At 38.4% G+C, this 22,324-nt stretch carries 28 protein-coding genes; 17 read left to right on the forward strand and 11 right to left on the reverse strand.

All coding sequences use genetic code 11. The features are described from left to right. Window positions 1-31: 31 nt before the first annotated feature. The gene (locus NYE73_RS12100; protein WP_048395705.1) at window positions 32-1,228 is read right to left on the reverse strand and encodes a class I SAM-dependent rRNA methyltransferase; all 1,197 of its coding nucleotides are present in this window, start codon (window positions 1,226-1,228) and stop codon (window positions 32-34) included. Window positions 1,229-1,290: 62 nt separating this feature from the next. Continuing rightward, window positions 1,291-2,208 carry an alpha/beta hydrolase gene (locus NYE73_RS12105; RefSeq protein ID WP_054549237.1) on the reverse strand — a complete coding sequence of 306 codons (918 nt, stop codon included), beginning with the start codon at window positions 2,206-2,208 and terminating at the stop codon, window positions 1,291-1,293. Window positions 2,209-2,368: 160 nt separating this feature from the next. On the opposite strand from NYE73_RS12105, the gene NYE73_RS12110 reads away from it, so the two are divergent. Then, window positions 2,369-2,845 (forward strand): dihydrofolate reductase, encoded by a 477-nt coding sequence (locus NYE73_RS12110; RefSeq protein WP_054549236.1) that lies wholly within the window; start codon window positions 2,369-2,371, stop codon window positions 2,843-2,845. Between the two features lie 43 nt (window positions 2,846-2,888). Here the strand turns inward: NYE73_RS12110 and trhA are convergent, their stop codons facing one another. After that, window positions 2,889-3,524, reverse strand: a complete 636-nt coding sequence (gene trhA / locus NYE73_RS12115) for a PAQR family membrane homeostasis protein TrhA (RefSeq protein ID WP_048395699.1) — start codon at window positions 3,522-3,524, stop codon at window positions 2,889-2,891. A gap of 275 nt (window positions 3,525-3,799) precedes the next feature. Here trhA and NYE73_RS12120 point away from each other — a divergent pair, with 275 nt between their 5' ends. From NYE73_RS12120 to msrB, 5 genes are all read left to right on the forward strand, one after another. Further along, entirely contained in the window at window positions 3,800-4,642 is an 843-nt protein-coding gene (locus NYE73_RS12120) for a DegV family protein (protein WP_036080608.1), read from the forward strand. 396 nt (window positions 4,643-5,038) lie between these two features. Next, window positions 5,039-5,968: a GDSL-type esterase/lipase family protein gene (locus NYE73_RS12125; protein ID WP_233732703.1), complete on the forward strand. Its 930-nt coding sequence runs from the start codon at window positions 5,039-5,041 to the stop codon at window positions 5,966-5,968. Between the two features lie 4 nt (window positions 5,969-5,972). Next, window positions 5,973-6,554, forward strand: coding sequence for a YpmS family protein (locus NYE73_RS12130; RefSeq protein WP_048395694.1), 582 nt, complete (start codon window positions 5,973-5,975; stop codon window positions 6,552-6,554). A gap of 12 nt (window positions 6,555-6,566) precedes the next feature. Further along, a complete protein-coding gene (msrA, locus tag NYE73_RS12135) occupies window positions 6,567-7,100 on the forward strand; it encodes a peptide-methionine (S)-S-oxide reductase MsrA (protein ID WP_048395693.1) in 534 nt (177 codons plus the stop codon). Beyond that, entirely contained in the window at window positions 7,093-7,521 is a 429-nt protein-coding gene (gene msrB, locus NYE73_RS12140) for a peptide-methionine (R)-S-oxide reductase MsrB (protein WP_048395692.1), read from the forward strand. Before msrA ends, msrB begins: the two co-directional genes overlap by 8 nt. 503 nt (window positions 7,522-8,024) lie before the next feature. Here the strand turns inward: msrB and NYE73_RS12145 are convergent. Next, a complete protein-coding gene (locus NYE73_RS12145) occupies window positions 8,025-9,866 on the reverse strand; it encodes a methyl-accepting chemotaxis protein (RefSeq protein ID WP_103118074.1) in 1,842 nt (613 codons plus the stop codon). Between the two features lie 248 nt (window positions 9,867-10,114). Here NYE73_RS12145 and NYE73_RS12150 point away from each other — a divergent pair, with 248 nt between their 5' ends. Further along, window positions 10,115-10,333, forward strand: a complete 219-nt coding sequence (locus NYE73_RS12150) for a YozE family protein (protein ID WP_048395688.1) — start codon at window positions 10,115-10,117, stop codon at window positions 10,331-10,333. Window positions 10,334-10,444: 111 nt separating this feature from the next. Continuing rightward, window positions 10,445-11,152 carry a purine-nucleoside phosphorylase gene (gene deoD / locus NYE73_RS12155; RefSeq protein WP_048395686.1) on the forward strand — a complete coding sequence of 236 codons (708 nt, stop codon included), beginning with the start codon at window positions 10,445-10,447 and terminating at the stop codon, window positions 11,150-11,152. 106 nt (window positions 11,153-11,258) lie between these two features. Here deoD and NYE73_RS12160 read toward each other — a convergent pair whose 3' ends face one another. Together NYE73_RS12160 and NYE73_RS12165 are read right to left on the reverse strand one after the other, a co-directional pair. Beyond that, window positions 11,259-12,149 carry a beta-propeller fold lactonase family protein gene (locus NYE73_RS12160; protein WP_066036829.1) on the reverse strand — a complete coding sequence of 297 codons (891 nt, stop codon included), beginning with the start codon at window positions 12,147-12,149 and terminating at the stop codon, window positions 11,259-11,261. Between the two features lie 566 nt (window positions 12,150-12,715). Further along, the gene (locus tag NYE73_RS12165) at window positions 12,716-12,841 is read right to left on the reverse strand and encodes a GNAT family N-acetyltransferase (RefSeq protein WP_244205730.1); all 126 of its coding nucleotides are present in this window, start codon (window positions 12,839-12,841) and stop codon (window positions 12,716-12,718) included. 374 nt (window positions 12,842-13,215) lie between these two features. Here NYE73_RS12165 and NYE73_RS12170 point away from each other — a divergent pair, with 374 nt between their 5' ends. The 4 genes from NYE73_RS12170 to NYE73_RS12185 all read left to right on the forward strand — a co-directional run bounded on the left by NYE73_RS12170 (window position 13,216) and on the right by NYE73_RS12185 (window position 15,285). Continuing rightward, window positions 13,216-13,668, forward strand: a complete 453-nt coding sequence (locus tag NYE73_RS12170) for a hypothetical protein (protein WP_066036827.1) — start codon at window positions 13,216-13,218, stop codon at window positions 13,666-13,668. 104 nt (window positions 13,669-13,772) lie between these two features. Next, window positions 13,773-14,147, forward strand: a complete 375-nt coding sequence (locus NYE73_RS12175) for a hypothetical protein (RefSeq protein ID WP_066036826.1) — start codon at window positions 13,773-13,775, stop codon at window positions 14,145-14,147. A gap of 8 nt (window positions 14,148-14,155) precedes the next feature. Continuing rightward, window positions 14,156-14,659: an NUDIX hydrolase gene (locus NYE73_RS12180; protein WP_259950692.1), complete on the forward strand. Its 504-nt coding sequence runs from the start codon at window positions 14,156-14,158 to the stop codon at window positions 14,657-14,659. Between the two features lie 71 nt (window positions 14,660-14,730). Further along, window positions 14,731-15,285: a hypothetical protein gene (locus tag NYE73_RS12185; RefSeq protein WP_103118080.1), complete on the forward strand. Its 555-nt coding sequence runs from the start codon at window positions 14,731-14,733 to the stop codon at window positions 15,283-15,285. A gap of 5 nt (window positions 15,286-15,290) precedes the next feature. Here the strand turns inward: NYE73_RS12185 and NYE73_RS12190 are convergent, their stop codons facing one another. Beyond that, window positions 15,291-15,434, reverse strand: coding sequence for a hypothetical protein (locus tag NYE73_RS12190; protein ID WP_237900703.1), 144 nt, complete (start codon window positions 15,432-15,434; stop codon window positions 15,291-15,293). An 83-nt stretch (window positions 15,435-15,517) separates the two neighbouring features. Between NYE73_RS12190 and NYE73_RS12195 the strand changes: the two genes are divergently transcribed. The 3 genes from NYE73_RS12195 (at window position 15,518) to NYE73_RS12205 (ending at window position 17,770) form a co-directional block, all read left to right on the forward strand. After that, window positions 15,518-16,087: a group-specific protein gene (locus NYE73_RS12195; RefSeq protein WP_259950693.1), complete on the forward strand. Its 570-nt coding sequence runs from the start codon at window positions 15,518-15,520 to the stop codon at window positions 16,085-16,087. A gap of 495 nt (window positions 16,088-16,582) precedes the next feature. Next, window positions 16,583-16,996 carry a GNAT family N-acetyltransferase gene (locus tag NYE73_RS12200; protein ID WP_259950695.1) on the forward strand — a complete coding sequence of 138 codons (414 nt, stop codon included), beginning with the start codon at window positions 16,583-16,585 and terminating at the stop codon, window positions 16,994-16,996. Between the two features lie 120 nt (window positions 16,997-17,116). Continuing rightward, a complete protein-coding gene (locus NYE73_RS12205) occupies window positions 17,117-17,770 on the forward strand; it encodes a DUF2306 domain-containing protein (RefSeq protein ID WP_259950697.1) in 654 nt (217 codons plus the stop codon). A 69-nt stretch (window positions 17,771-17,839) separates the two neighbouring features. Here NYE73_RS12205 and NYE73_RS12210 read toward each other — a convergent pair whose 3' ends face one another. After that, complete coding sequence (locus NYE73_RS12210; RefSeq protein ID WP_259950699.1) at window positions 17,840-18,541, reverse strand: DUF421 domain-containing protein; 702 nt, start codon at window positions 18,539-18,541, stop codon at window positions 17,840-17,842. Window positions 18,542-18,701: 160 nt separating this feature from the next. Between NYE73_RS12210 and NYE73_RS12215 the strand changes: the two genes are divergently transcribed. Beyond that, the gene (locus tag NYE73_RS12215) at window positions 18,702-19,721 is read left to right on the forward strand and encodes a serine hydrolase domain-containing protein (protein ID WP_259950701.1); all 1,020 of its coding nucleotides are present in this window, start codon (window positions 18,702-18,704) and stop codon (window positions 19,719-19,721) included. A gap of 52 nt (window positions 19,722-19,773) precedes the next feature. Here NYE73_RS12215 and NYE73_RS12220 read toward each other — a convergent pair whose 3' ends face one another. Next, window positions 19,774-20,451 (reverse strand): hypothetical protein, encoded by a 678-nt coding sequence (locus NYE73_RS12220; RefSeq protein WP_231595642.1) that lies wholly within the window; start codon window positions 20,449-20,451, stop codon window positions 19,774-19,776. Between the two features lie 134 nt (window positions 20,452-20,585). Between NYE73_RS12220 and NYE73_RS12225 the strand changes: the two genes are divergently transcribed. After that, entirely contained in the window at window positions 20,586-21,071 is a 486-nt protein-coding gene (locus tag NYE73_RS12225; protein ID WP_054548636.1) for a hypothetical protein, read from the forward strand. An 8-nt stretch (window positions 21,072-21,079) separates the two neighbouring features. On the opposite strand, the gene NYE73_RS12230 is transcribed toward NYE73_RS12225, so the two are convergent. Together NYE73_RS12230 and NYE73_RS12235 are read right to left on the reverse strand one after the other, a co-directional pair. Then, window positions 21,080-21,277, reverse strand: a complete 198-nt coding sequence (locus NYE73_RS12230) for a hypothetical protein (protein ID WP_009371305.1) — start codon at window positions 21,275-21,277, stop codon at window positions 21,080-21,082. 471 nt (window positions 21,278-21,748) lie between these two features. Then, entirely contained in the window at window positions 21,749-22,054 is a 306-nt protein-coding gene (locus NYE73_RS12235; protein ID WP_259950704.1) for a hypothetical protein, read from the reverse strand. Between the last annotated feature and the right edge of the window lie 270 nt (window positions 22,055-22,324).

Consider the following 22,324-nt stretch of genomic DNA (forward strand, 5'->3'; position numbering starts at 1 on the left):
AGAATCACACCTTGGTGTGATTCTCGATTGGTTAGTCGATTTTCTGGATGAACACGACCTTCAGATAATTAAATTCAGGGTATTCACGTGGTACACGGAAATCCTTCGGTAAACCGTATTCCTCGACAATTTTATAGCGTGTACGAGTCTCTTTAAATGCTTGGTCAATAAAGCCTTTGAACTTTTTCATGCCAAAGCTGGCATTATTTGTGGAAGCCACGATGATGCCGTTTTTAGCGGTAATGGCAATCGTGTCCTTTAGTAATTTAGGGTAGTCCTTTGCCGTTGAAAAGGTCATTTGCTTCGTACGTGCAAAGCTAGGTGGGTCTAAAACGACAAGGTCAAACTGTAAAGCATGGCGTTGTGCATATTTAAAATAATGGAAGACATCCATGACTTTTATATCCTGTGCCTCATAATCAATATGATTGACACTAAATTGCTCAATCGTTTTGGCTAGACTGCGCTTTGCCACATCTACACTCGTTGTCTTGATGGCTCCTCCTAGAGCGGCTGCCACAGAAAATGCTCCTGTATAGGAAAATGTATTCAGCATGTCTGTATTGTTGGCATAACGCTCACGAATAGCCAATCGTACCTCACGTTGATCGAGGAAAATCCCTGTCATGGCGCCATCGTTTAAATGCACCGCATAGGTCATACCATTTTCCTTCACCATGATAGGAAATTCTCCTGGCGTGCCCATTACAAAATCATCTTGCTCGATATATTGTCCTTTGCTATCAAAGCGTTTTTTCTCATAAATCGCTTGGTAGTCTACTGTCTCAGCAAGCGCCTCATACACCACTTCTTTAAATGAGTAAATGCCCTCACTATACCAGCTTACCATGTAGTAGCTGTTAAAAAAATCAATCGTAAGACCGCCGATGCCATCTCCTTCACCATTAAACACACGAAAGGCTGTTGTGTTTTCATTGCTAAAAAATGCAGCACGATTGTCGATGGCTTTTTTGAATTTTTTTATAAAAAAAGCTTTATCAATTGTTTCATTCGTATCGGTCGTTAGCACCCAGCCAATCCCTTTGTTTTGGATGCCGTAGTAACCTGTTCCAATAAAACGGTTATGATGATCCATGAGCCTGAGGAGTGTTCCTTGCTCAGCAGGTAAACGTCGTGCATCAACCGCATCCTTTGAAATAAGTGGGAAGCCTTTTTTTAATTGATCAGAAAAGGGCTGTTGTATTTGTAGAGCTATTGTTTGTGTCATAGTGTCATCCTTTAAAAAACGTTTTGCTCTATTATCGCACTGTTTGCGCGGGATAGCCAAACTTATTTCAGGAATTGCGCAATTTTTGTCACGGTTTCAATCGTTGCTTCTTCAAAATAGTTCATTTTACTGAAATAACTATGGATTAAACCTGGCATTGTAATATGTTCCACTACCACACCAGCAGCCTTTAACTTTTGTGCATAGCTTAGACCCTCATCAAAGAGAACATCTGCCTCTGCAGCTATAATGAATGTTTTCGGCATGTTACGGACTTCCTCTAGCTGAAGAGGGGACACAAGTGGATTTGTGAAGTTTGCTTCCTCTGTATAGTGATGAGAGAACCACTGCATGGCTTGTGTATCTAAGCCGTAATCTTCACCATATGCCAGATAAGATACTGTTGAAAAATCGACATTTGTGACAGGATAGATGAGTGTTTGAGCGTGTAACGATGGTCCCTCGAGTGCAGTAGCTAAGTATGCAACTACAGTAGCCAAATTTCCGCCAGCACTGTCCCCAGCAACTGATAATCGACTTGCATCGCCACCTAAGGCTTCCATATGATCGTGCACCCATACTAAGCTATCGTAGGCATCATGTAAGGGTGTTGGGAAAGGATATTCAGGTGCTAAGCGGTAATCCACTGATACCACAATCGCCTGTGCCTGGTCTGCTAATAACTGGCAGCCTGCATCGACAGATTCTAGATTGCCATAGACCCAGCCTCCACCATGATAATAAACAATAACAGGTAATGTTTTACCGAGAACGGGCGTATAAAGCCGAACTGTAATTTGTTCGCCATCTCGCACTGTAATTTTGTGATCCTCAATGGATGCTAGCTTCGGTTTGTGTGCAGATTGCCATTGTGTAACCGTCCGCATGGCTCTCGCTTCCTGCGGTGAAACTTTGTAATAAGGTGTACCAGTACGCTGAGCTTCTAGATATTGAACAGCTTCTTTTCTTAAAGTTATCATCTTCATCATTCCTTTATTGAGAGGTTTGTTATTCCTATTATAAACTATTCATATAATTTTACTAGGATTTAGGTGTAACAAATGTTTATTTATTTAAAAATAGGTGAAATAAGCGCATTATGTTTATAATAAAAGGGACGAAAGTATTTGGAGGGACAGTATGATTTCTTTAATTGTGGCACATGATGACAATCACGTCATCGGATATAACAATGGGATGCCTTGGCATTTACCTGGGGATCTGCAGTATTTTAAACAAAAAACAATGGGCAAGCCTATGATTATGGGACGTAAAACATTTGAATCCATTGGTCGACCACTTCCAGGGCGACGCAACATCGTCATTACACGTGACGAAAACTATCAGGCAGAAGGCATTGAAATTGTGACTAGCTTGGAAGGTGCTTTAGCGCTAGCTGGAGATGTACCTGAGGTGATGATTATTGGCGGCGAGCAAATTTTCCGTTTAGTGATGGAGATGGCTGATCGCTTGTATATCACAAAAATTAATCATGCCTTTCAGGGAGACACCTATTTCCCGAGCTATGAGCAAGATTTTGTTCAAGTCTCTTCAGAGGAGCCTGAAACAGCACCAGAAGGTTATACATTCCAATATCAAATTTTTGAACGTAAATAATCGAAAAAGCAATCGCTCCCTTCACAATGAGCGATTGCTTTTATTATAGATAAAAATAAACACACGCATACATGGAGGCACAGCCAGCTAGCACAAAGAGATGCCAGATTGCATGGTTAAAGGGCAGAGAGCGCCATGCATAAAAGATGGCTCCAATCGTATAGAATAGCCCACCTGCTAGCAGTAAAGCAAAGCCATGTAAACCTAAATACAGATAAACGGGCTTAATGGCAAATATAATTAACCAGCCCATGCCAATATAAAAAATTAATGAAAGTACTTCAAAGCGATTAATAAAGAAACATTTAAACAATACACCAAGCACAGCCAATGACCAAATAATACATAGTAGCGTCAATCCAAGGGAACCACCAACGGCAATTAATAAAAACGGCGTATAGGTGCCGGCAATTAAAATATAAATGGACGAATGGTCCAAAATAGCGAAAAAGTGTTTATATTTTTCTGGCATACTGTGTAGTAATGTAGACATTAAAAACAGAATGATGACAGACGCACCGAAAATGCTGAAGGTTGTAATATGTAGGGCATTTCCTGTTTGTACGGCTGCTAACAGTAGAACAACCAGTGCTGGAATACTAGCAATGAAACCAATACCGTGTGTTATGGCATTCCACAGCTCTTCCCTCCATGATTTATAGTCAAATGAATCAACCATTTGAAACACTCCTTTCGTTCATACATTTACTATACCCCAATAATTTATAGATGAACATTTACATTTGTCATATAGTTCATATCAAAAATGTCATAAGCCTGTCATATTCTTTGAGGGGCATTGATAGACAAGAGGTAGGTGAAAACGCTATAGTATCCAAGGTAGCGTTTACATGCTAGCTAGGACAGAGCTTTGTCTAATGACAAATGTCATGTTTACATAATGATTCATTAGTCTATATAATAAATTTTAATGAAGTAAAAGGATGTGTCGAAGTGAGACGAATTCATATAGTAACGGACTCAACTTGTGATTTAACAAAAGAAGAAGTAGCACAACATGGCATACATATCGTGCCTTTAACGATTCAAATTGATGGTCAAACATATACAGATGGAGTGGACTTAGAGCCACAATCTTTTTTAGGCTTAATGAAAAATGCAAAAAATTTACCGAAAAGTTCACAACCAGCACCAGGTAAATTTAAGGAATTATATGATGAGCTCGGTAAAGATGGCGATCAAATTATCTCCATCCATATGACTGGTGGTATGAGTGGCACAGTAGAATCAGCTCGTCAAGCAGCTCAAATGACAGACGCCGATGTGACAGTCATTGACTCACGCTTTATCGCGATTGGTTTAGCTATCCAACTACGAGAGGCCATCCGCATGCGAGATGAAGGCGCCACTGTGGAGGACATCGTGGCACGTTTAGAAAAGGTACGAGACAATACACATTTATACGTTATTGTAGACACGCTCGAAAACTTAATCAAAGGCGGTCGAATTGGTAAAGGCACAGGCTTTATCGGTTCCCTCCTAAACATCAAAGTCATTGCCAACCTTGAAGGTGGCGTATACAATCCTGTGTCAAAGGTACGTAGTCATAAACAAGTAGTTAATTTTTTATTTAAACAATTCCAAGCAGATACAGCTGGAAAAACAGTTAAGGCAGTCGGCATTTCCCATGCAGATGGCCTAGTAACGATGGGCAACCCATTAAAAGCGCTAATCGAAGAAACTGGCTTTAACGATGTTGAAATTGCCTTTACATCTCCAATCATCTCGACACACACAGGTCCAGGAGCAATTGGTTTTATTTATTTTGCAGAATAACAGGAAGGAGCTACTACATAAGTAAATGTAGTGGCTTTTTTATTATGCGTGGATCTCCTAGCAGGATGAGCAGATTATTCAAAGATGAGCAGTTTTTGTTTAGCTGTGATCAGTTTTCGACTAACTATGAGCGTGAGCGGCTTTAAATAGTAATCGTGTTGAACAGTAGCTTCAATCAAACAGTGATCACGTTGCCACCAAAAATAATCAGACATCCTACTAATTATCATCCCTTCTGCATAAAGGCACACTGTATAAACACACATTTTTCCATACATACACCTGAGGAAATTTGGCAAGCACACAAAATTATGGAGAACTAAGGGGAAGTCACTTTTCATTGCGGCATGAACTATTCTATAATAGAAGTAATAGAAAGGGATGGAAGGTGGTCAAATGGACATTTGGCGATTTATGTTGTCATGTTTGACCGTCTTTGTACTAAGTGGTTGTGCAATATCAATCGATGAACCGAATCCGCAAGCAGAACCTGAAGGTGAGCAAGCAGGGACGGAGCAAGATATACCGCAGGATGAGCAACAAACAGAAGATGAGGAAAAAACATCTAAGAATATGTTGACGCAAATTTTTGAACATTTTTTTGAGCCATCAGCAGAGGATTTATCGCAAATTGATGAAGAACAAGCAAAGCAACTACATTACTTGGCACTGGGAGATTCGTTGACAGATGGTGTCGGTGATGAGTATAGTCAAGACGGTTATGTTGGAAGATTAGCAGATTCATTGCTCGCATGGCCTTCGATTTCGGAAGTAGAGGTTGATAATCGGGGCAAACGTGGCAGACGCAGCGATCAGCTACTAAAATTAGTGAAAAAAGGGCATTATGATGAGGAGCTGCAAGAAGCACAGCTAATTTCCTTAACAATGGGTGGCAATGATGTCATGAAGGTCGTCAGGCAGGATTTATTTAACCTGAAACGTGATGCTTTTGATAAGGAATTACTGGCATACAAGGAACGTTACAGCAAAATCGTAGAAGGCATTCGTGCTAAAAATCCGACAGTGCCCTTATTACTCATTGGTTTTTACAATCCATTTTCGATTGTAACCAATGAGGCGAATGAATTTGATACGATTATCACAGAATGGAATAATGTGATAGAGGAAGTAGCCAGCAAGGATTCCAATGCTTGTTACGTATCAGTAGAAGATTTGTTTGATTCAAATGAAGAGCTCGTCTATCATACAGACTTTTTCCACCCGAATGCAAAGGGGTATGAAAAAATGACAGAGCGTATACTAGCAGCAATGGAGCAGTGTGGTATGGAAAAAAAGATTAACAAGGCAATAGGCTTCGAGGAGTGACAAAATGAATAAATGGAAAGTCGCGTTTTTCGCCTTAGCGGGCACAGTGCTTTTTGCAATCCTCCTCGTCGTTTTTTTAGCAACTAGACCAGTGGATGGCGTCCATGTTGCGAAGAGTTCAGCAGGTGAAAGTGAAAGCAAAGGAAATGTACTCGTGGTGCAAACCACAACAAAGGAATTAGAATCGATCTCAAAAAAATACCTAAAGGATGCAGCGAAAGGCTCACCTTTACCACTTGATTTCACAATTGGGGATGATATTCAACTACGTAGCACACTGACGGTATTCTATACGGAAATCCCCATTTCCATGAATTTTGATCCTATTGTGGATGACAAGGGGAATATTATTTTAAAACAGACAGGCATGAATGTAGGGTTATTAAACATTCCACCAGAAACGACAATGAAAATCATGCGCGATTCGGTGGAATTTCCCTCATGGATTACCGTGAATCCGAATAAAGCAGAAATATATATTGATTTATCGCGCATTAACATTGCCTCTGGTTCACGTGTACGTGCTAAAGAGTTGGACTTACCAAAGGATAAAATCTTATTGGAAATTATTGTTCCTGGTGAATAAGGAGTGAAATAAATGACAAAGCAATATGCAACATTTGCGGGAGGCTGTTTTTGGTGTATGGTCAAGCCCTTTGACGAAACACCTGGGATTGATTCCGTAATCTCAGGCTATACAGGTGGACATGTTGTAAATCCTACCTATGAACAGGTTTGCTCGGAAACAACAGGGCATGTGGAAGCTGTACAAATCACATTTGATGATGAGTTATATAGCTACGAGCAGCTACTTGCGATTTATTGGACTTTAATTGACCCAACAGATGCAGGGGGTCAATTTTACGACCGTGGAGAATCCTACACAACGGCCATTTTTTATCATAACGAAGAACAGCGTGAGCTAGCTGAACGTTCAAAGTCAGATTTACAAGCGTCTGGCAAGTTTGATAAACCAATTATGGTAAAAATTTTACCAGCCACTACGTTTTATCCGGCTGAGGATTATCATCAACAGTATTATAAGAAAAATCCAATGCACTATGAGCGCTATTCGATTGGATCAGGTCGTCGAGCGTTTCAGGAGCAACACTGGGGGAACAAACATGAATAAGGAACAACGTTTAAAAGAACTAACAGAGATGCAATACTATGTCACACAGGAAAATGGCACAGAGCCACCATTCCGTAATGAGTTTGATGACCATTTTGCAGAAGGTATCTACGTAGACATTGTGTCTGGCAAGCCTTTATTCAGCTCACTCGATAAATACAACTCAGGCTGTGGCTGGCCAGCCTTCACAAAGCCGATTGAAAAAGAACAGGTAACCGAGCATTTCGATACATCTCACGGTATGCGTCGTGTGGAGGTACGCAGCAAAGAAGCGGATTCGCATCTAGGACATGTCTTCCCAGACGGCCCAAGTGAGCAAGGTGGCTTACGCTACTGCATTAACTCAGCAGCGCTTCGATTTATCGCAAAAGAAGATTTAGAAAAGGAAGGCTATGGCGAATACCTAGCACTATTTAAATAGTAAAAACCTAGCAAGGTAGCTCCTTGCTAGGTTTTTTTATGGTCATGAGACACAGCAGGTTAGAAGGATAGAAATCTAAAAGTGGAGGATAAACCTGAAAAAGTAGCGGATAGCATGCTCAAAGTGAGGGATAGCCCCACAAATTAGGGGGATAGCCCTCAAATAATTGGATAGAAATCTGAAAGTGGAGGATAAACCTGAAAAAGTAGCGGATAGCATACTGAAAGTGAGGGATAGCCCCGCAAATTAGGGGGATAGCTCTCAAATAATTGGATAGAAATCTAAAAGTGGAGGATAAACCTGAAAAAGTAGCGGATAGCATGCTGAAAGTGAGGGATAGCCCTGCAAATTAGAGGGATAGCCTTCAAATAATTGGATAGAAATCTGCAAGTGGAGGATAAACCTGAAAAAGTAGCGGATAGATTGCTCAAAGTGGGGGATAGCCCCGCAAAGTTAAGGGAGAACCAATAAAAAATTGGTTCTCCCTCTCTCTTTCAGTTCGCTTAAACTTTAAACTCGCTCACGAGGTTGCGTAGGCTATCTGCTTGTTGGGCAAGCTCAGTGGCTGCAGCGTTGATTTCCTGCATGGAGGCGGAGCCTTGTGTGGCTGCTGCCGCAGATGTCACAGTGTTGGCCGCAGATTGTTCTGCGTAGGCATTGACATGAATGAAGTCACTTGCCACCGCATTGCTATTTTCAAGCGTTGTCGCAATTTTATCCACCATGGCCGCGATGATTGACGTTGTTTCTTCGGTATGCGATAAAATGTTGGCTAAGGATTGATTTGTTTCGTTTGTTACTTCAACGCCTCTGATGACCGTTGTCACACCCTCGTGATTTTGAGCAATGATGGATGTGACCTCATCTTGGATAGATGTGACAATCGATGTCACCTCTTTCGCTGCACTTTGAGATTGCTCTGCCAGTTTGCGAACTTCATCGGCTACGACAGCAAAGCCTCGTCCATGCTCACCAGCCCTTGCCGCTTCAATCGCCGCATTTAAAGCAAGGAGATTCGTTTGCTCAGAAATGGCCGTGATCGTACCAATAATAGAGGTAATATCCGCAGATTTACGACCTAACGCCTCCACAGTAGATGTTGTAGAAGCCATTGTTTCTTCAATGGATTGCATGACGAGTGATGATTGCTCCACAGAGCGGCTACCTTCATCGGCTGCTTGCTGCATGGCGATAGAGGCACGATGGACAGCACTCGCTTGCTCATTTAATTGATGCATTGAATGCTCTAAGTCGCTCATTTTTTGCTGCGCACTATTCATACTGGAAATCGTATTGTCACTATCACTCGCAATATCTGCTGTCGCATCCGCAATATCCTGAATTGTACGCGCATTTTCATCTGCTAAGGACATTAGCTCCTGACTGCTGCTTGATACATGATCCGCCAACTCACTTACGCGTCGAATTAAGTTAGAAATCGACTCAATTAACGTATTTGTCGAGGCTGCAATAATCGAAAATTCATCACGATTACGCACATTTACACGTCTTGTCAAATCGCCTCCTGCTTGTGCAATATCAAGGATAGAGTCATTAATCGCTTGTGTATTACGTTTTAATGATTTAAATAGCATAAAGCCAAAAATTACAATCGCTAAAAAGCCAACGATTGAAACGAGAAAGAATGTAGTGATAGAAATATTTACCTGCTGGTTAAGCTTGTCTAATTTTGTTTTATTGGAATCGTCCATGACAGTATTAATGGTCTCAATGTTTTGATCGATATGTGTTTTCATTGTTTCCCCAGTAGCACCCATCATCAGTTTACGAGCCTGCTCAAGACCGAGCTCATCACGCATTGTCATGACTTTATCTGAATAATCAAGGTAATTTTTATAATATTGCTCGATTGCCTGCATATGACCGAGTTCCACTTGGCGATCTTGAAATTGATCTTTCAAAGCGGCTAGCTTTTTATTAATGGTATCTATTTTTAAATGATAAGAAGTAGAATAAATGCCGTTACCCGTAATTAAATACGATTGCTCTAAATTGGTCAGTCTAGCAATCTCATAGGCAAGTTGATTCACCGTTAGTTGCTCCTGCACATTTTTCTTTGTGAAATCTTCCATTTGGTGCTGCAAGTTTTGTATATTGACATAGGACAATATACCCATAATGCCGTTAATTACAATAAGAAGTGCAAACATAATAAGCACTTTACCCCGAATTAAATGGTAAAAACGTTGTCGTTTTTCTTTAATAGGAGGGGGATTTTTCCCAGTTTCCCCTTGTGTAGAAGCTTTCCTCTTCTTAAAAAAGCTAAAAGTAAAGAGAGACGGGCGTTTTTTCGCTGTACCATGGGTTTTTTTAGTCTTTTTCATCGCCATCACCTTCCTATTTTTTAAATAATCGATTTCAATTTTATCTTATTTTGCTAGATTTTTCTATCTTTATTTCTAAAAATTAAAATTTTTCAGATAAAATAACTATGACAAAAGTCAGGATTGACCATGAAAATAGTTCTAAAATCATAAGTGGGTAAAATATAGTAGTAGTGGAATTTATGACGAATGCTATTTTTTTTGATACACTAGCGAAAAGCCAATGCATAAAAAGGGGAATTTGTTCGATGAAGAAAAGTTTTTATTTATATGTCCTAACCTATCGAGGTGGCGATTGGTCTGACCCTAAAGTACGCTTTGCAGAGGAAGTGTTTCATGAGCATAATTTTCCAAAGCAGAGCACAGACTTTAATGAGTTGTCCGACTATATAGAAACCTATGCAACGGAAAACCTAACAATCCAGACCTTTGATACTTTGTGGACACTTTATGAGGAACAAGCATAATTGTACGAAAACTATAAATAATTTTGTAGTTGCTAGACGTCTAGCATTGCGTAAATGACAGAAACACAGTATTATTTATAGTGATAACTGACAGAAAAGAGGGATTGCAGTATGAGTATTCATATTAATGCAAAAAAAGGTGAAATCGCTGACACAATTTTACTTCCAGGAGATCCATTACGTGCAAAATACATTGCGGAAACATTTTTAGAAGATGTAATTTGCTACAACGAAGTACGTAATATGTTCGGATACACTGGTACGTATAAAGGGAAACGTATTTCTGTACAAGGAACTGGTATGGGTGTGCCATCTATTTCAATCTACGCAACAGAATTAATGCAAGAATATGATGTTCAAAAATTAATACGTGTAGGTACTTGTGGTGCAATTCAAAAAGATGTAAAAGTACGTGACGTGATTTTAGCACAAGGAGCAACATCTGATACACGTATGAACCAAATCATCTGGGGCGGTGCTATCGATTTCGCACCAATCGCTGACTTTGATCTTTTATTAAAAGCATACAATGCAGGTAAAGATGCAGGTCTTAACTTACAAGTAGGGAATATCTTCACAGCAGATTTATTCTACTCAGATGAGCACCAAAACGAAAAATTAGCTCAATACGGCGTACTAGCGGTAGAAATGGAATCAGCAGCTCTTTACACATTAGCGGCAAAATTCGGCCGTAAAGCACTTGCTGTTCTAACAGTAAGTGACCATATCATCACTGGTGAAGTAACGACAGCTGAAGAACGTCAAACAACATTCAATGACATGATCGTGGTCGCTTTAGACGCAGCGATTCAAGACTAAGCTAACTTTAGCCATAATTAACTTTATAAAGAATGCAGGCAACCGACAAAAAACAGCCCATTTTCTAAGATGGGGTGGAAGTAGTCGGTTGCTTTTTTTGGTGTAATTATAGACAGATTGTTCCAGTTTTGATACCAGTAGGCCCGTTAAATCCTGGGATTGTGGCAATTACCATGTTTGTTGCTATGTCGATGACAGACACCGTATTGTCTACTTGATTTGTTACATAGGCAAAAGTACCATCTGGCAAGATGGTTACTTGGTCTGGAGATGCACCTACAGGAATAGTTGCAATCACCGTATTGGTGGCTGTATTGATGACAGATACGGTATTATTGCCTTTATTCACAATGTAAACAAGCGTTCCATCAGGGGTAATCGCTGTTCCTACAGGTCCTGTACCAACAGGAATGGTAGCCACTACTGTATTGGTAGTGGTATTAATAACCGATACGGAATTGCTATTTTCATTTGTCACATAAGCAAATTGCCCGCTTGGAGTCAAAACAATGGATCTAGGACGAATTCCCACAGGGATTGTAGCAATCACCGTATTGGTTGCAGTATTGATAACAGATACTGAATTGGAATTCTCGTTGGCAACATAAGCAAACGCACTGTTTGGCGTAAAGGCAATACCTTGAGGTTGTAGCCCTACTGGAATAGTGGCTGTTACGGTATTGGTGGCTGTATTAATGACCGATATAGTGTTCGATCCGTGATTGGATACATAAGCAAGTGTTCCATTTGGTGAAATGGCGACACCAAGGGGGTCAATGCCTACAGGAATGGTAGCGATTGGCAAGTTTGTGGCAGTACTAAAAACCGTTACATTATCCGAGAAGAGCGCTGGAACATAGCCGAAAGCGCCATTAGGTGTAATCGCTACTTCTAGCGGAGCAGATCCTACTGGAATGGTAGCGACGATTGTGTTTGTTGCGGTATCGATCACAGAAACTCTATTATCAGGCGTTGCGAGCTGCCCAGCATCTGTCACATAGACGAGATAATGACAACTTGGTGGTATGGGTAAAAATGGCGGCTTACATTTACAACGACAACAAGGACAACAAGGACAACAACAGCGACAATGACAATTTGGATTTGACGTAAACTTGAATTTTTGAAAATATTTATGTTCTTTCCCCACACAGGACATGCTTTCAGTCATATATGGCTACTTTATGCGTAAAGAGCTAGGCTTGTTGTACGTTTACCTAGCCATTCTCTTTTACCATTTCTACTTGTTATTGGAATAGTTCTAAACTTCTGAGTACGGTTCTTCTAAAAAATGCAGTATGATGAAACTAAAAAGCAGAGGAGACATGAAGATGTTTAGCTTGATTAAAAATGATATAAGATTCATTGAAATTGAATATGATCTTCGTTATAAGGGATCTTCGAAAACATTTTCCTGATTTGACGATAAAAATCAATTTTATTACATTAGCTTTTCAATAGCTTCTTCGTTATCTTTTCATTCTTACACTAACTCTTTCAACACTTTTCCACCAATTGTAATTGCTAAGCTTTGCCCCATAATGTTCATAAAAATAACGTGTTTTATTCTATAGCTAAGACTTCGACAAATATAGTTTGGTAGTTCTTTTGATAAAAGCAATGAAAGATTTCCTTCAACAATTGTTTTCCTATCCCTTTTCCGTGATAGTTTTCTAAAAGATAGAGCATTTCTACATAATTGGAATGGGGAAGGGTTTGAATCTCTTTTACTTGCAGATGTGAAGCCAATAATGTCGTCTAATTCATTTTCAGCTACTAGTACATACTTCGTTTTGTCAGCAATTTGTTGCGTCCATAATTGCGTTTTTGTTCGTAGGATAATTTACTTTAATATTTTGCTGGCACAATATGCTTATAGGTTGTTCACCAACTATCAACATGTACTTTTCCAATACCTTTCGCATCTTTATAGTTGCCTTTCTAATGATCAAATTTATCACCTCCTATTAAATCTTTATAAACAGAATGATAACATCTTCTATAGTTTATTTACTTAATAAGGTAAAATATGAAATGTATAGGTTTATAGAGGGGGTATATTTTTGAAAAATAAGTATATGTGTACGATTAAAATTAATTTAGAGGGTGGTGATATTCAATTTGATGTGTCAAATGATGAACAACTATTTAGTTTTAGATCTGGTTTAGCCTTTATAGCCATCCCACAATTTTTCTCCACGCTCACCAGTTTTTATCAAGGTAATACAAATGAAGTAAAAATAGATTGTCACGGAAACTATGATTACTATATTTTTTCCAGCGATGGTGAATACATATTAATTGAACATAAAAGTCATTATCCTATCGAAAGAATATTTAATTATCAATTTTCTCTTAAGGGGTATATGGAGGCTATAGATCAAGGCTTCAAGAAATATTTGGAGCAGTTAGAGAATGAAGGCATCTTCCCATTGGAAAATCATGCATTTGCTGATCCTTTAGGAGAAGATGTTTTAAATGCTTTCTATAACTTTTCTTCATTATTAAAAGCTTGAAGAGCAATGAAAAAATTAAAGTATGACCGCTTCAAAATAGAAGCTCTCTTTTACAGATAAATTTTAGCAGCCGATTCTTAACCAGACAAGGAGGAGGGTGAACCTTGAAAAAAATAGGTTTACTAATAGTAGCTCTTTTCGTAGTAAGTGGGGTCTTTATTGATAGCAATAAATTATTATATCCTCCTTTGCCAATCGATTCCCTTACACCAAAGGAAGCTATACAAAAATTAAATGCATCCCCCTTTGATTTAGTGGCGCTCTCCAATGATAAGCAGGCAACTTGGTACCTCGCAGCCATTTCAGCTAGGGGCATACAGAAGGTGGACGAGGACATTCAGCAAATGATGGCTAATGAAGGATGGGCATTTCTTGAAAAAGAGGGGAGCGGGTTATTTTTCGAAAAAAATGGGGAACGTTCCATTGTGACAACGGAAATGTGGACGAAGCAGTATGTGCTTGTTCAAATTCAGAAATGAGGTGCTCTATGGAAGTCTGGGATCTCTACGATAAAAATCGCCAAAAAACAAATAAGCGTCATGTGCGAGGGACAAAATTAGCAGCTGAAGATTACCATATCGTTGTGCACGTATGGATTCGCAATAACAAAGGAGAATTCCTTTTAACAAAAAGACATCCCAATAAACATTATCCTCATTTATGGGAATGTCCAGGAGGCTCTATAGTAACGGGTGAAAGTAGTTTGGATGGGGCTGTTCGTGAGGTGGAAGAGGAAATAGGGATACCATTATTGAGGACCAATGGACAATTAGTAAAGAGTGAACGTCGTGATTGCTTCAATGATTTTTACGACGTGTGGTTATTTGACCAAAGCTTTGAAATTAGTGACACAAAACTTCAGGAGGAGGAAGTGACAGCAGTTCAATGGGTCACAAAGCTAGAGCTTGAAAATATGCTTCACGCGAATAACGTAGTACCGACACTTCGCTACTCTACGTTCATTTTTAACGATAAGACTACGCCATGTTAGTGTTATGTGTCAGCATAATTCTGATTCTGTAGGTTAACCTATACCTAAATAGGTTAGAGGAGCGGTAAAATGTGACTAAGCGTATTCTTATTGGACTAGCTTTATTTACGTATGTTTCCACTTTTAATTTGGTTTTTGCAAAGGACAGTGAGTCGCCACAACCTTTTGAAGAATTTCTTCCTGAAATCGGCTATAAAACAGTAGAAATAGCCGTAAAAGAGTTCGAACACCACTATAATAAAGAGCTGAAGCTACCCCTACGAGTACCGCCAATCAGCTTTACGCATCACTTTGGAAGGTTTAGTGATTTAGAAGGAGAAATGAATGATCAGCTGGAGGTGGTAATGATCAGTGATCAATTGCCACAAAATCATTTCAAAATCAAGGTTCGACCAGTTCAGCATAAAATGTCATTTGAAAAATATAAAACAGATGTATTTAAGTTGAAAAATGGCAGTGAGGCAGCCTATATTGAAAATCCACGAATTGGTTTTCATCTACTTGTATTTGAAAGAGACAATTGGCAATATGTCTTTAGTATTGATCGAGATGTGGCAGATCAAGTAACGGCTGAAGTCTTGATTGATATTGCTAATTCAATTGATTATCCAAAGCAAAAGTATTAGCCCCTCTAATTTTTATTCTTACCTTTCAGCTCTTCTCGTAATTTCTTTAGTTCCTCCGTTTGCTCCAAAATAGTATTGTTAACTCGTCTAATCGAATCATATATAGCAAAAATCCCCGCAAAAATAAGAATGATAACTAATAATTCCATCTTGCACCTACTTTCTATTTATACAATGATTGTAACAGGAATTTCTAAATGTTCGAAGAATTAGTTAGGTGGAGGTGCTTGTCATGCAGAGATATGTTTATCATATGGTTCCAAGGGAAATGGTGGGTCTTGAGCTTATGCCATTAAATAGGTTAGGGGCAATGTATCCACATTTATATGAACGATATTCGAAAAAATATTTTGATCATCCTGAGAGACCGAAATTATTCATGAAAGAAATTCCTCACTTAAATTGCTTGTGGAATGATGTTGTTCATTTCCTACCAATCCATCCTAGTCATCTATATAAGGCTTTAACAGAGCTTGGTATTGCAAAGAGAGAAAGCCTAATGTTTTATCAAATTCCAATCCAAAAACTAGCGGCAAATCGTAATGCGATGTACCTGTATTCCAAGGAACACTATAAAGGGCCAGCAGGGGCAATTGCTGCAGAGGATATAAAACTACTGTCGTTACCTGATTATAGAGAACTAGAACAGCTACCATCAGCAACAGTAGACTATTTCCAAACGGAGAAAGAAAAAGGGAAGAACTTTGGGCTTTTTGCGTATATTCCGCATCTCTTCAGCTTAGGCAATGTCAACGTAGATGAAGCGGAAATCATTACATGGAATCACTTCAATCCTAGCTGAGGTGGAAAAAGAAATAGGGTATGCCGAGTAGTTGGCTACCCTTAAATGTCATAATTTCTTCCTCCTACTCATTAGCTATGATTTCTATTAGACTGTCGAAATACTAGTTGAAGCAAATAGACAATCAATCGAAAAATGAGTAGATAAATAAAAGCTTCAATCAAGCTTGTTGCTAGTATCATTACATAACGACCGAAATCTTCTAATTCATGAAAAGTATATGTTTGTATGTGCCAATCAAAAAATAATGCTTTGTAACTCGTCCCCAAAAAGATGGGTATGAAAAGTAGCCAATAAAAGGGCGGTAAACTAAATTTATAGCCTTTAACCAGCAAGGGACTCCCCTCCTCAACTTTTAAGTGATCATAACATAAAAGAAAATATTTTAGTATATTATGGAAGTATTAAATGATAATACGAATACATTATTTACAATTATAGTAATTTAAAGGTATTATTAGTAAGTTGACATAATGCCCAGAAAGGTATAATTCCATGAAAATGATCCATTCAAGCAAGATTCAACCCGAAGTGAAAACATTATTATCCTATGCTACTTCCGAAAAGAAAGTGGATAGGGAATATCCATTGTATATCGAAAATCCTGAAAGAGTGTTGTATGGCTATACCATCGAGCAAGATTTAGTCGGTTGTATAGGAATCGTTAAAGGAGAGGCAAATCGCTGTGAAATTAAACATATTGCCGTATCGCCCGTTTTTCGTGGAAAGGGCATTGGACGTGAGATGATTCGGTATGTAGAAGAACATCATGCTTTTTCTTCCATTTATGCAGAAACAGATCAAGAAGCCGTCCTCTTTTATAAAAATCTCGGCTTTCACATTACAAGTTTAGGAGAAAAATACCCTGGAGTGGAGCGTTTTGGCTGTCTATTAACCTGCACTATCTAATGGTCAATTCGTTGTACTGTCGATAAACGTCCACTTATATGCTTTTTACGCCCTGTTATTTGTCTGTGTTAAAAGATCGGAGATTTGAATGGTACGCTAACATAGAAAGGAGCTATAAAAATGAAACAAAAATTGTGGTGGATTGTATGTGGCTTGGCATTGTTCATAGCAGGCTATTCGGTTGTTCAATATTTACTATTCGATGCACGGCAGGCGGGATTTGTTCAATTAAAGCTTATGCTTAGTGCAACATTGCATTCATTTTGGTATATCATGCTCTATATACATATTGTATTCGGTATATTAGCCCTCGTCATCGGTCCTTTTACGTTGTCATCAAAGTTACGAGAGAAAAATGTGAAACGCCATAGACTACTAGGCAATATCTATATGGTTAGTATTTTGTTTGGTGGCGTGGCAGGACTTTATTTAGCGCTGAACGCAACAGGGGGATGGGTAGCACAGCTAGGCTTTGCTTTATTAGCCATAGGGTGGCTCTTCACCATGTTTCAAGCGCTGGTCCATATTAAAAAAAGAAATATCCAAGGCCATCAGAAATGGATGCTAAGAAATTATGCTTTAACCTTCGCAGCTGTCACATTGCGAATTTGGCTCCCTTTGTTTACGGTAGTATTTGGCTTTGAAAATTTTGAATCTAGTTATGCCTCTATCGCTTGGCTATGCTGGGTACCCAATTTAATCGTGATGGAATGGTATATCCAGCGTAAGCTGCATGCATTTATAGACAATCGACATGTAACAAAAACGACTTGACTTGAATGTCTTCTTCGAGCATTGGGATTAAATAGAGCCTAATGCTTTTTACGTTTGCAATAATTTTAATTAGTATCTAAATACATGCAAATTGTTCTTTTGGTCCATAGTGGCAAGAAGGACATCTTTTATTTCTAGCTTATAAGTTGTTTTCAGTTGACCCATCAACCATTGCTCAGAATGCTTGGTTTTGCTTAACTCATGGTAATCAATTTTTCCCTCTTTAATAAGAACCGTGGGAAGAAAAAAAGGATTAGACTGTACACTTATATCTGCTCGTGTTGGTGTTTGGTAGGGTGTATGCAAAAAACTAGAGATCGATCCGTCTGGTTCCCATAAAGCGAGTGCTACATTTTGAACTTCTTCAATTTTTTCTTTTCTTAACTCTGATAAAAGTAAATCAACAGATATTCTAGCCTTTTGTAAGTTGGCGCTAATAATTTGCCCATTTTTAATCAGGGGAATCGGCGGGGAGTCTATCAAATGACGAAAGGCAACCCATTTTAGGCTCAAAAAAACACCGATGAGGTAGAGCGCAACTAAAACGGCCATGGTAATCATGGAACCCTTCATTCCTAAACCTTCATCAGATAAGGGATGTGCGATAATATTCCCAAGTGTGATAGCCATTGCAAAATCCAGCATTCTTAACTGAGAAATAGAGCGCTGTCCCATAATTTTTGTTGCGAAAAGTAGGAAGAAAAAAGCGACAATGGCTCGGAGAATCCATTGAATAGCAGTAAGTGATTCTTGACTATGAAAAAATTCCACAGCGACACATCCTCTTTTTTCTTATTGTTTCCTTCCGTTACATGATTATGCGAATCCTCAGGATTGAAACGAAATAGACTTGTAAAAATATGTTCAAAACGATATTGTTAAAATAAAAAAGCTATTATTTAGTAATTTTAAGAAAATCAGGAGAATATCTATGCAAACAAAATTACAAAATATTCTTATCGACATACAAGAGAAGGTTAATTTTTCAGGAACGGTGCTAGTGGAAAATCAGGAGAAGGTTGCCTTATTCAGCCAAAGTTTTGGCTATGCGAATCGCTCAGAACAAATCGACAATCATGCAAAAACTCGTTTTGGCATTGCCTCTGGCTGTAAAATTTTTACTGCAGTCGCTATTTGTCAGCTTATTGAAAAAGGGAAGCTAGCATTTGATACGAAATTATGCGATTGTCTGCCTCAACTATTTAAGCACTTCGATGAGCAAGTAACCATCGCTCATCTGCTAACACATACGTCAGGAATACCCGATTATTTTGATGAGGAAGAAATGGAGAATTTTGAAGCGTTATGGGTTGAAAATCCGATGTACCAGCTTCGAACATTGCGAGATTTCTTACCATTATTTCAGAATCGTCCAATGAAGTATAAAGTTGGTGAGCGATTTCACTATAATAATGCAGGATATATTGTATTAGGGTTAATTGTAGAGCATGCAACTGGTATGGATTTTTCCGCTTACATTCAACAACATCTTTTCGATCGGGTGAATATGACGGAATCAGGCTATTTTTCGTTAGATTCTTTGCCAGCTAATACAGCATTAGGGTACATAGATAACCCAGATGGAACTTGGAAAACAAATATCTATTCTTTACCTGTAAAAGGGGGTTCTGATGGGGGAGCATTCGTAACAGGGAAGGATATGGCAAAGTTCTGGAGTGCACTTATGAATTTCGAACTTTTAAATGAAGAGTTAACGAATCAACTGTTAATGCCTCATGTCGAACTGAATGAAAATGATTGTTATGGCTATGGTGTATGGATTAAGAAGAATAGTGAACAAGCAATACTGAAATACCATGTGATGGGGTATGATCCTGGCGTGTGCTTCCATTCAGCCTATTATCCTGCTTCTTCCATCAAAGTTGTCGTATGTTCCAATAAATCTAAGGGCGCTCTTGATATGATGAAAGGAATAGAGGCTATCCTATAAAAGAATAAGGCTTGTCTGTGAAAAAGATTACAGGCAAGCCTATTGCTAGTTATTAAGTAATGCCACCATGTATATTACAATAATACTCGATCTCAATAATATGAGGTGAGGATACACCATTATATGAATAGTAACCACCGATTGCAATATTGTAAGCACTGCCATGATCTTTAATGGAAGGGTCATACCCCGTTTGCGTCCAGTAGCCTTTACCCTGTTCAATTTTAGAAGACAAGGAATGCATAACCGAAAATAACTGTCTTCCACCAGGAATGTCCATGCTTAGTTGGGTGTCAAATGAACCATCAACACGAATGATTGTTCGATGTGCCCCCATATGTAATTCAACGAATTTTGGTACTTTAACTGGAGAAAAAACTTCCTTATTATCGGCCACGACATAAGAAGTGTCTATTCTGCCTTTTAACATGTCTTCAAAATCTTTTAATTCAAGCCAATAATTTGCTGAAAATGTTGTAATGGGATCTAGCTTAAAGCCTGTACCATATTCTTCATTTAGTTTATTGACAATAGCCGAATATTCTTTATAGTAGTATTCTTTCTGTGGTAGCGTTAAAACTAATGGAACAGGTGCCATGACAGATTCCATTGCTATTATTTGTTTATCTACTGATGTAGATAGTGGTGAGGCTGCTTTGTCATCCTTTTCACAGCCTGTTAGGAAGATGGCTCCTACTACAATGCTTGTCACCAAATATCTTTTCAACACCTTCACCTCCCAAAAATGAATAAAATCTATTATACCATACATAAATATGTATAATTTCGTTTTTTTGGTAAAATGATAATTTCCTAGTATATTGTAGAGAGAACAACGATTAAGCAAGTGTAAGGGGCGGTATAGTGGCAATTTTAAAAGATGATTCGAGTCATCCGAGTTGTGAGGTAGAGCTAGATATTTTAATGGTGAACGAGGAAAGTGTAAAGTTTCGTATTGAATTTCGCTTTGGGCCAGCTTTCCCAGCGATAAATACTGAGATTTATTGTTTAAAAAGAGATTTCCTTCAATTATTAGAAGACATAACACAATTGGAGCCTGCTTATTTAAGTATGCTGGAGCCGCATGATCCTGGCCTATGCATCTATCATATCCCTCATTATGGTGAATATTTTTTTCCTGGATACGGTATCTTTCAAATTCCTGAAGAGGAGAGAGAGGAAGCAGAGCAACGTTATAAATTAGTGTTTGTACTAGATGCTTATGAGAAGAATCATCATGGTGCAAGAGAATGTGGGCCTGCATTATGTATTATTGTGACGATGGAACAAATCCGAGTCTTCATAACCACTTTGCGAGAACAAGTAAAGAAATTCAAAAGTAAAAGGTGATACAACGGTCATTCATTCTCTTCTACAACGATGCTATAGGATAGGTTGAGACGATCACATACCCAATTTTTAAATAGATGATCAATTTGTTTTTTTATTTCATCGCTAGGTAATTGCTCATTAATCCCTAATTGTTCAAACGAAAATGTTTCCTGAATTTGATCGGTATATTTCGTATTAAAGGTAAACGTAATGAGTTTAGACACGTTGATTTTCCTCCGTTTTCTAGCGTGTACATTTATGAGCCAATTATTAGAAATTGAATGTCGTTGATATTTGTAAATAAATTTTTTATCTTTGGGTAAAAAGAATAGAAAATGCTGTCGGCTGAATCATCATGAATATAGACAGTGTAAGTAGCATAATTTTCTAGCAATTGTTTTAACGGTTAGATTATTTGTTCATTCGGTGTTTCAGCTTTTGTTTCTTTTGCTAATTCAAGAGTGATTGCTGCCGTCATATTTAGTATATCTAATTGGCTTGCAGGGCGCTTGAATTTTTTCTGTCTAGCTCAAATAGCATTGTTTTCTTTAGGTGTAAGATCTCGTTCAGAAATATTTTTTCCTCCTCTCCAATTCATTGTTTGTCAAAAGGTAATGTAACAAGTATGAAATTTATAAAGTATTTTTGTTGAAATTTAGTATAAGCTTTTGTACATGTAGGTGTAATAGTCACCATTAAGGAGCAGTATACTTCTGTTTTCTTCTCTTCTTTTGCTTATAGGTAAGATAAGAAGTTTTTAAGGAGGCATAACTTCCAATTGCTGCATAGCCATAAAACCAGCCCATGAATAGTCCTGCAAGAAGATTATGTCGGTGGCTGATGAAAATAGAAATGAATAAGCCGACAACTAGTGCAATGGTTGGAACCCAAAAAGGCTTTAGATGACACATTTTCTTAATGAGTTGGGTAATCATCATAACTACAGGGACTGCAACGACGGCATCCCAAAAATTTGTATGTATGAGTGGAAAGTGTTCCATTCAAGTTCACCTCTCATTGACTATTTTGAACTTATTGTGAACATATAGGGAAGTTTTATACAGTAGTGTAGTGTGCAATCATTGGGGATTTGTAGAGAGAATGCTCTGGTAGACTTACTCTGTCGGGATGCACAAGCAAACTAACACGCACAAAAAGGGTAGGACAACTAGCCTTGTCCTTTTAACAAAGTGGCATCAAATGGAAATAGTGATTGCAATAGCTAGTTGACAAATGTAAAATTTGATTAATAAATCTACAATAAAAGAGGT

The sequence above is a fragment of the Lysinibacillus sp. FSL K6-0102 genome (genome assembly GCF_038003545.1).
In the GTDB taxonomy this organism is placed as follows: domain Bacteria; phylum Bacillota; class Bacilli; order Bacillales_A; family Planococcaceae; genus Lysinibacillus; species Lysinibacillus capsici.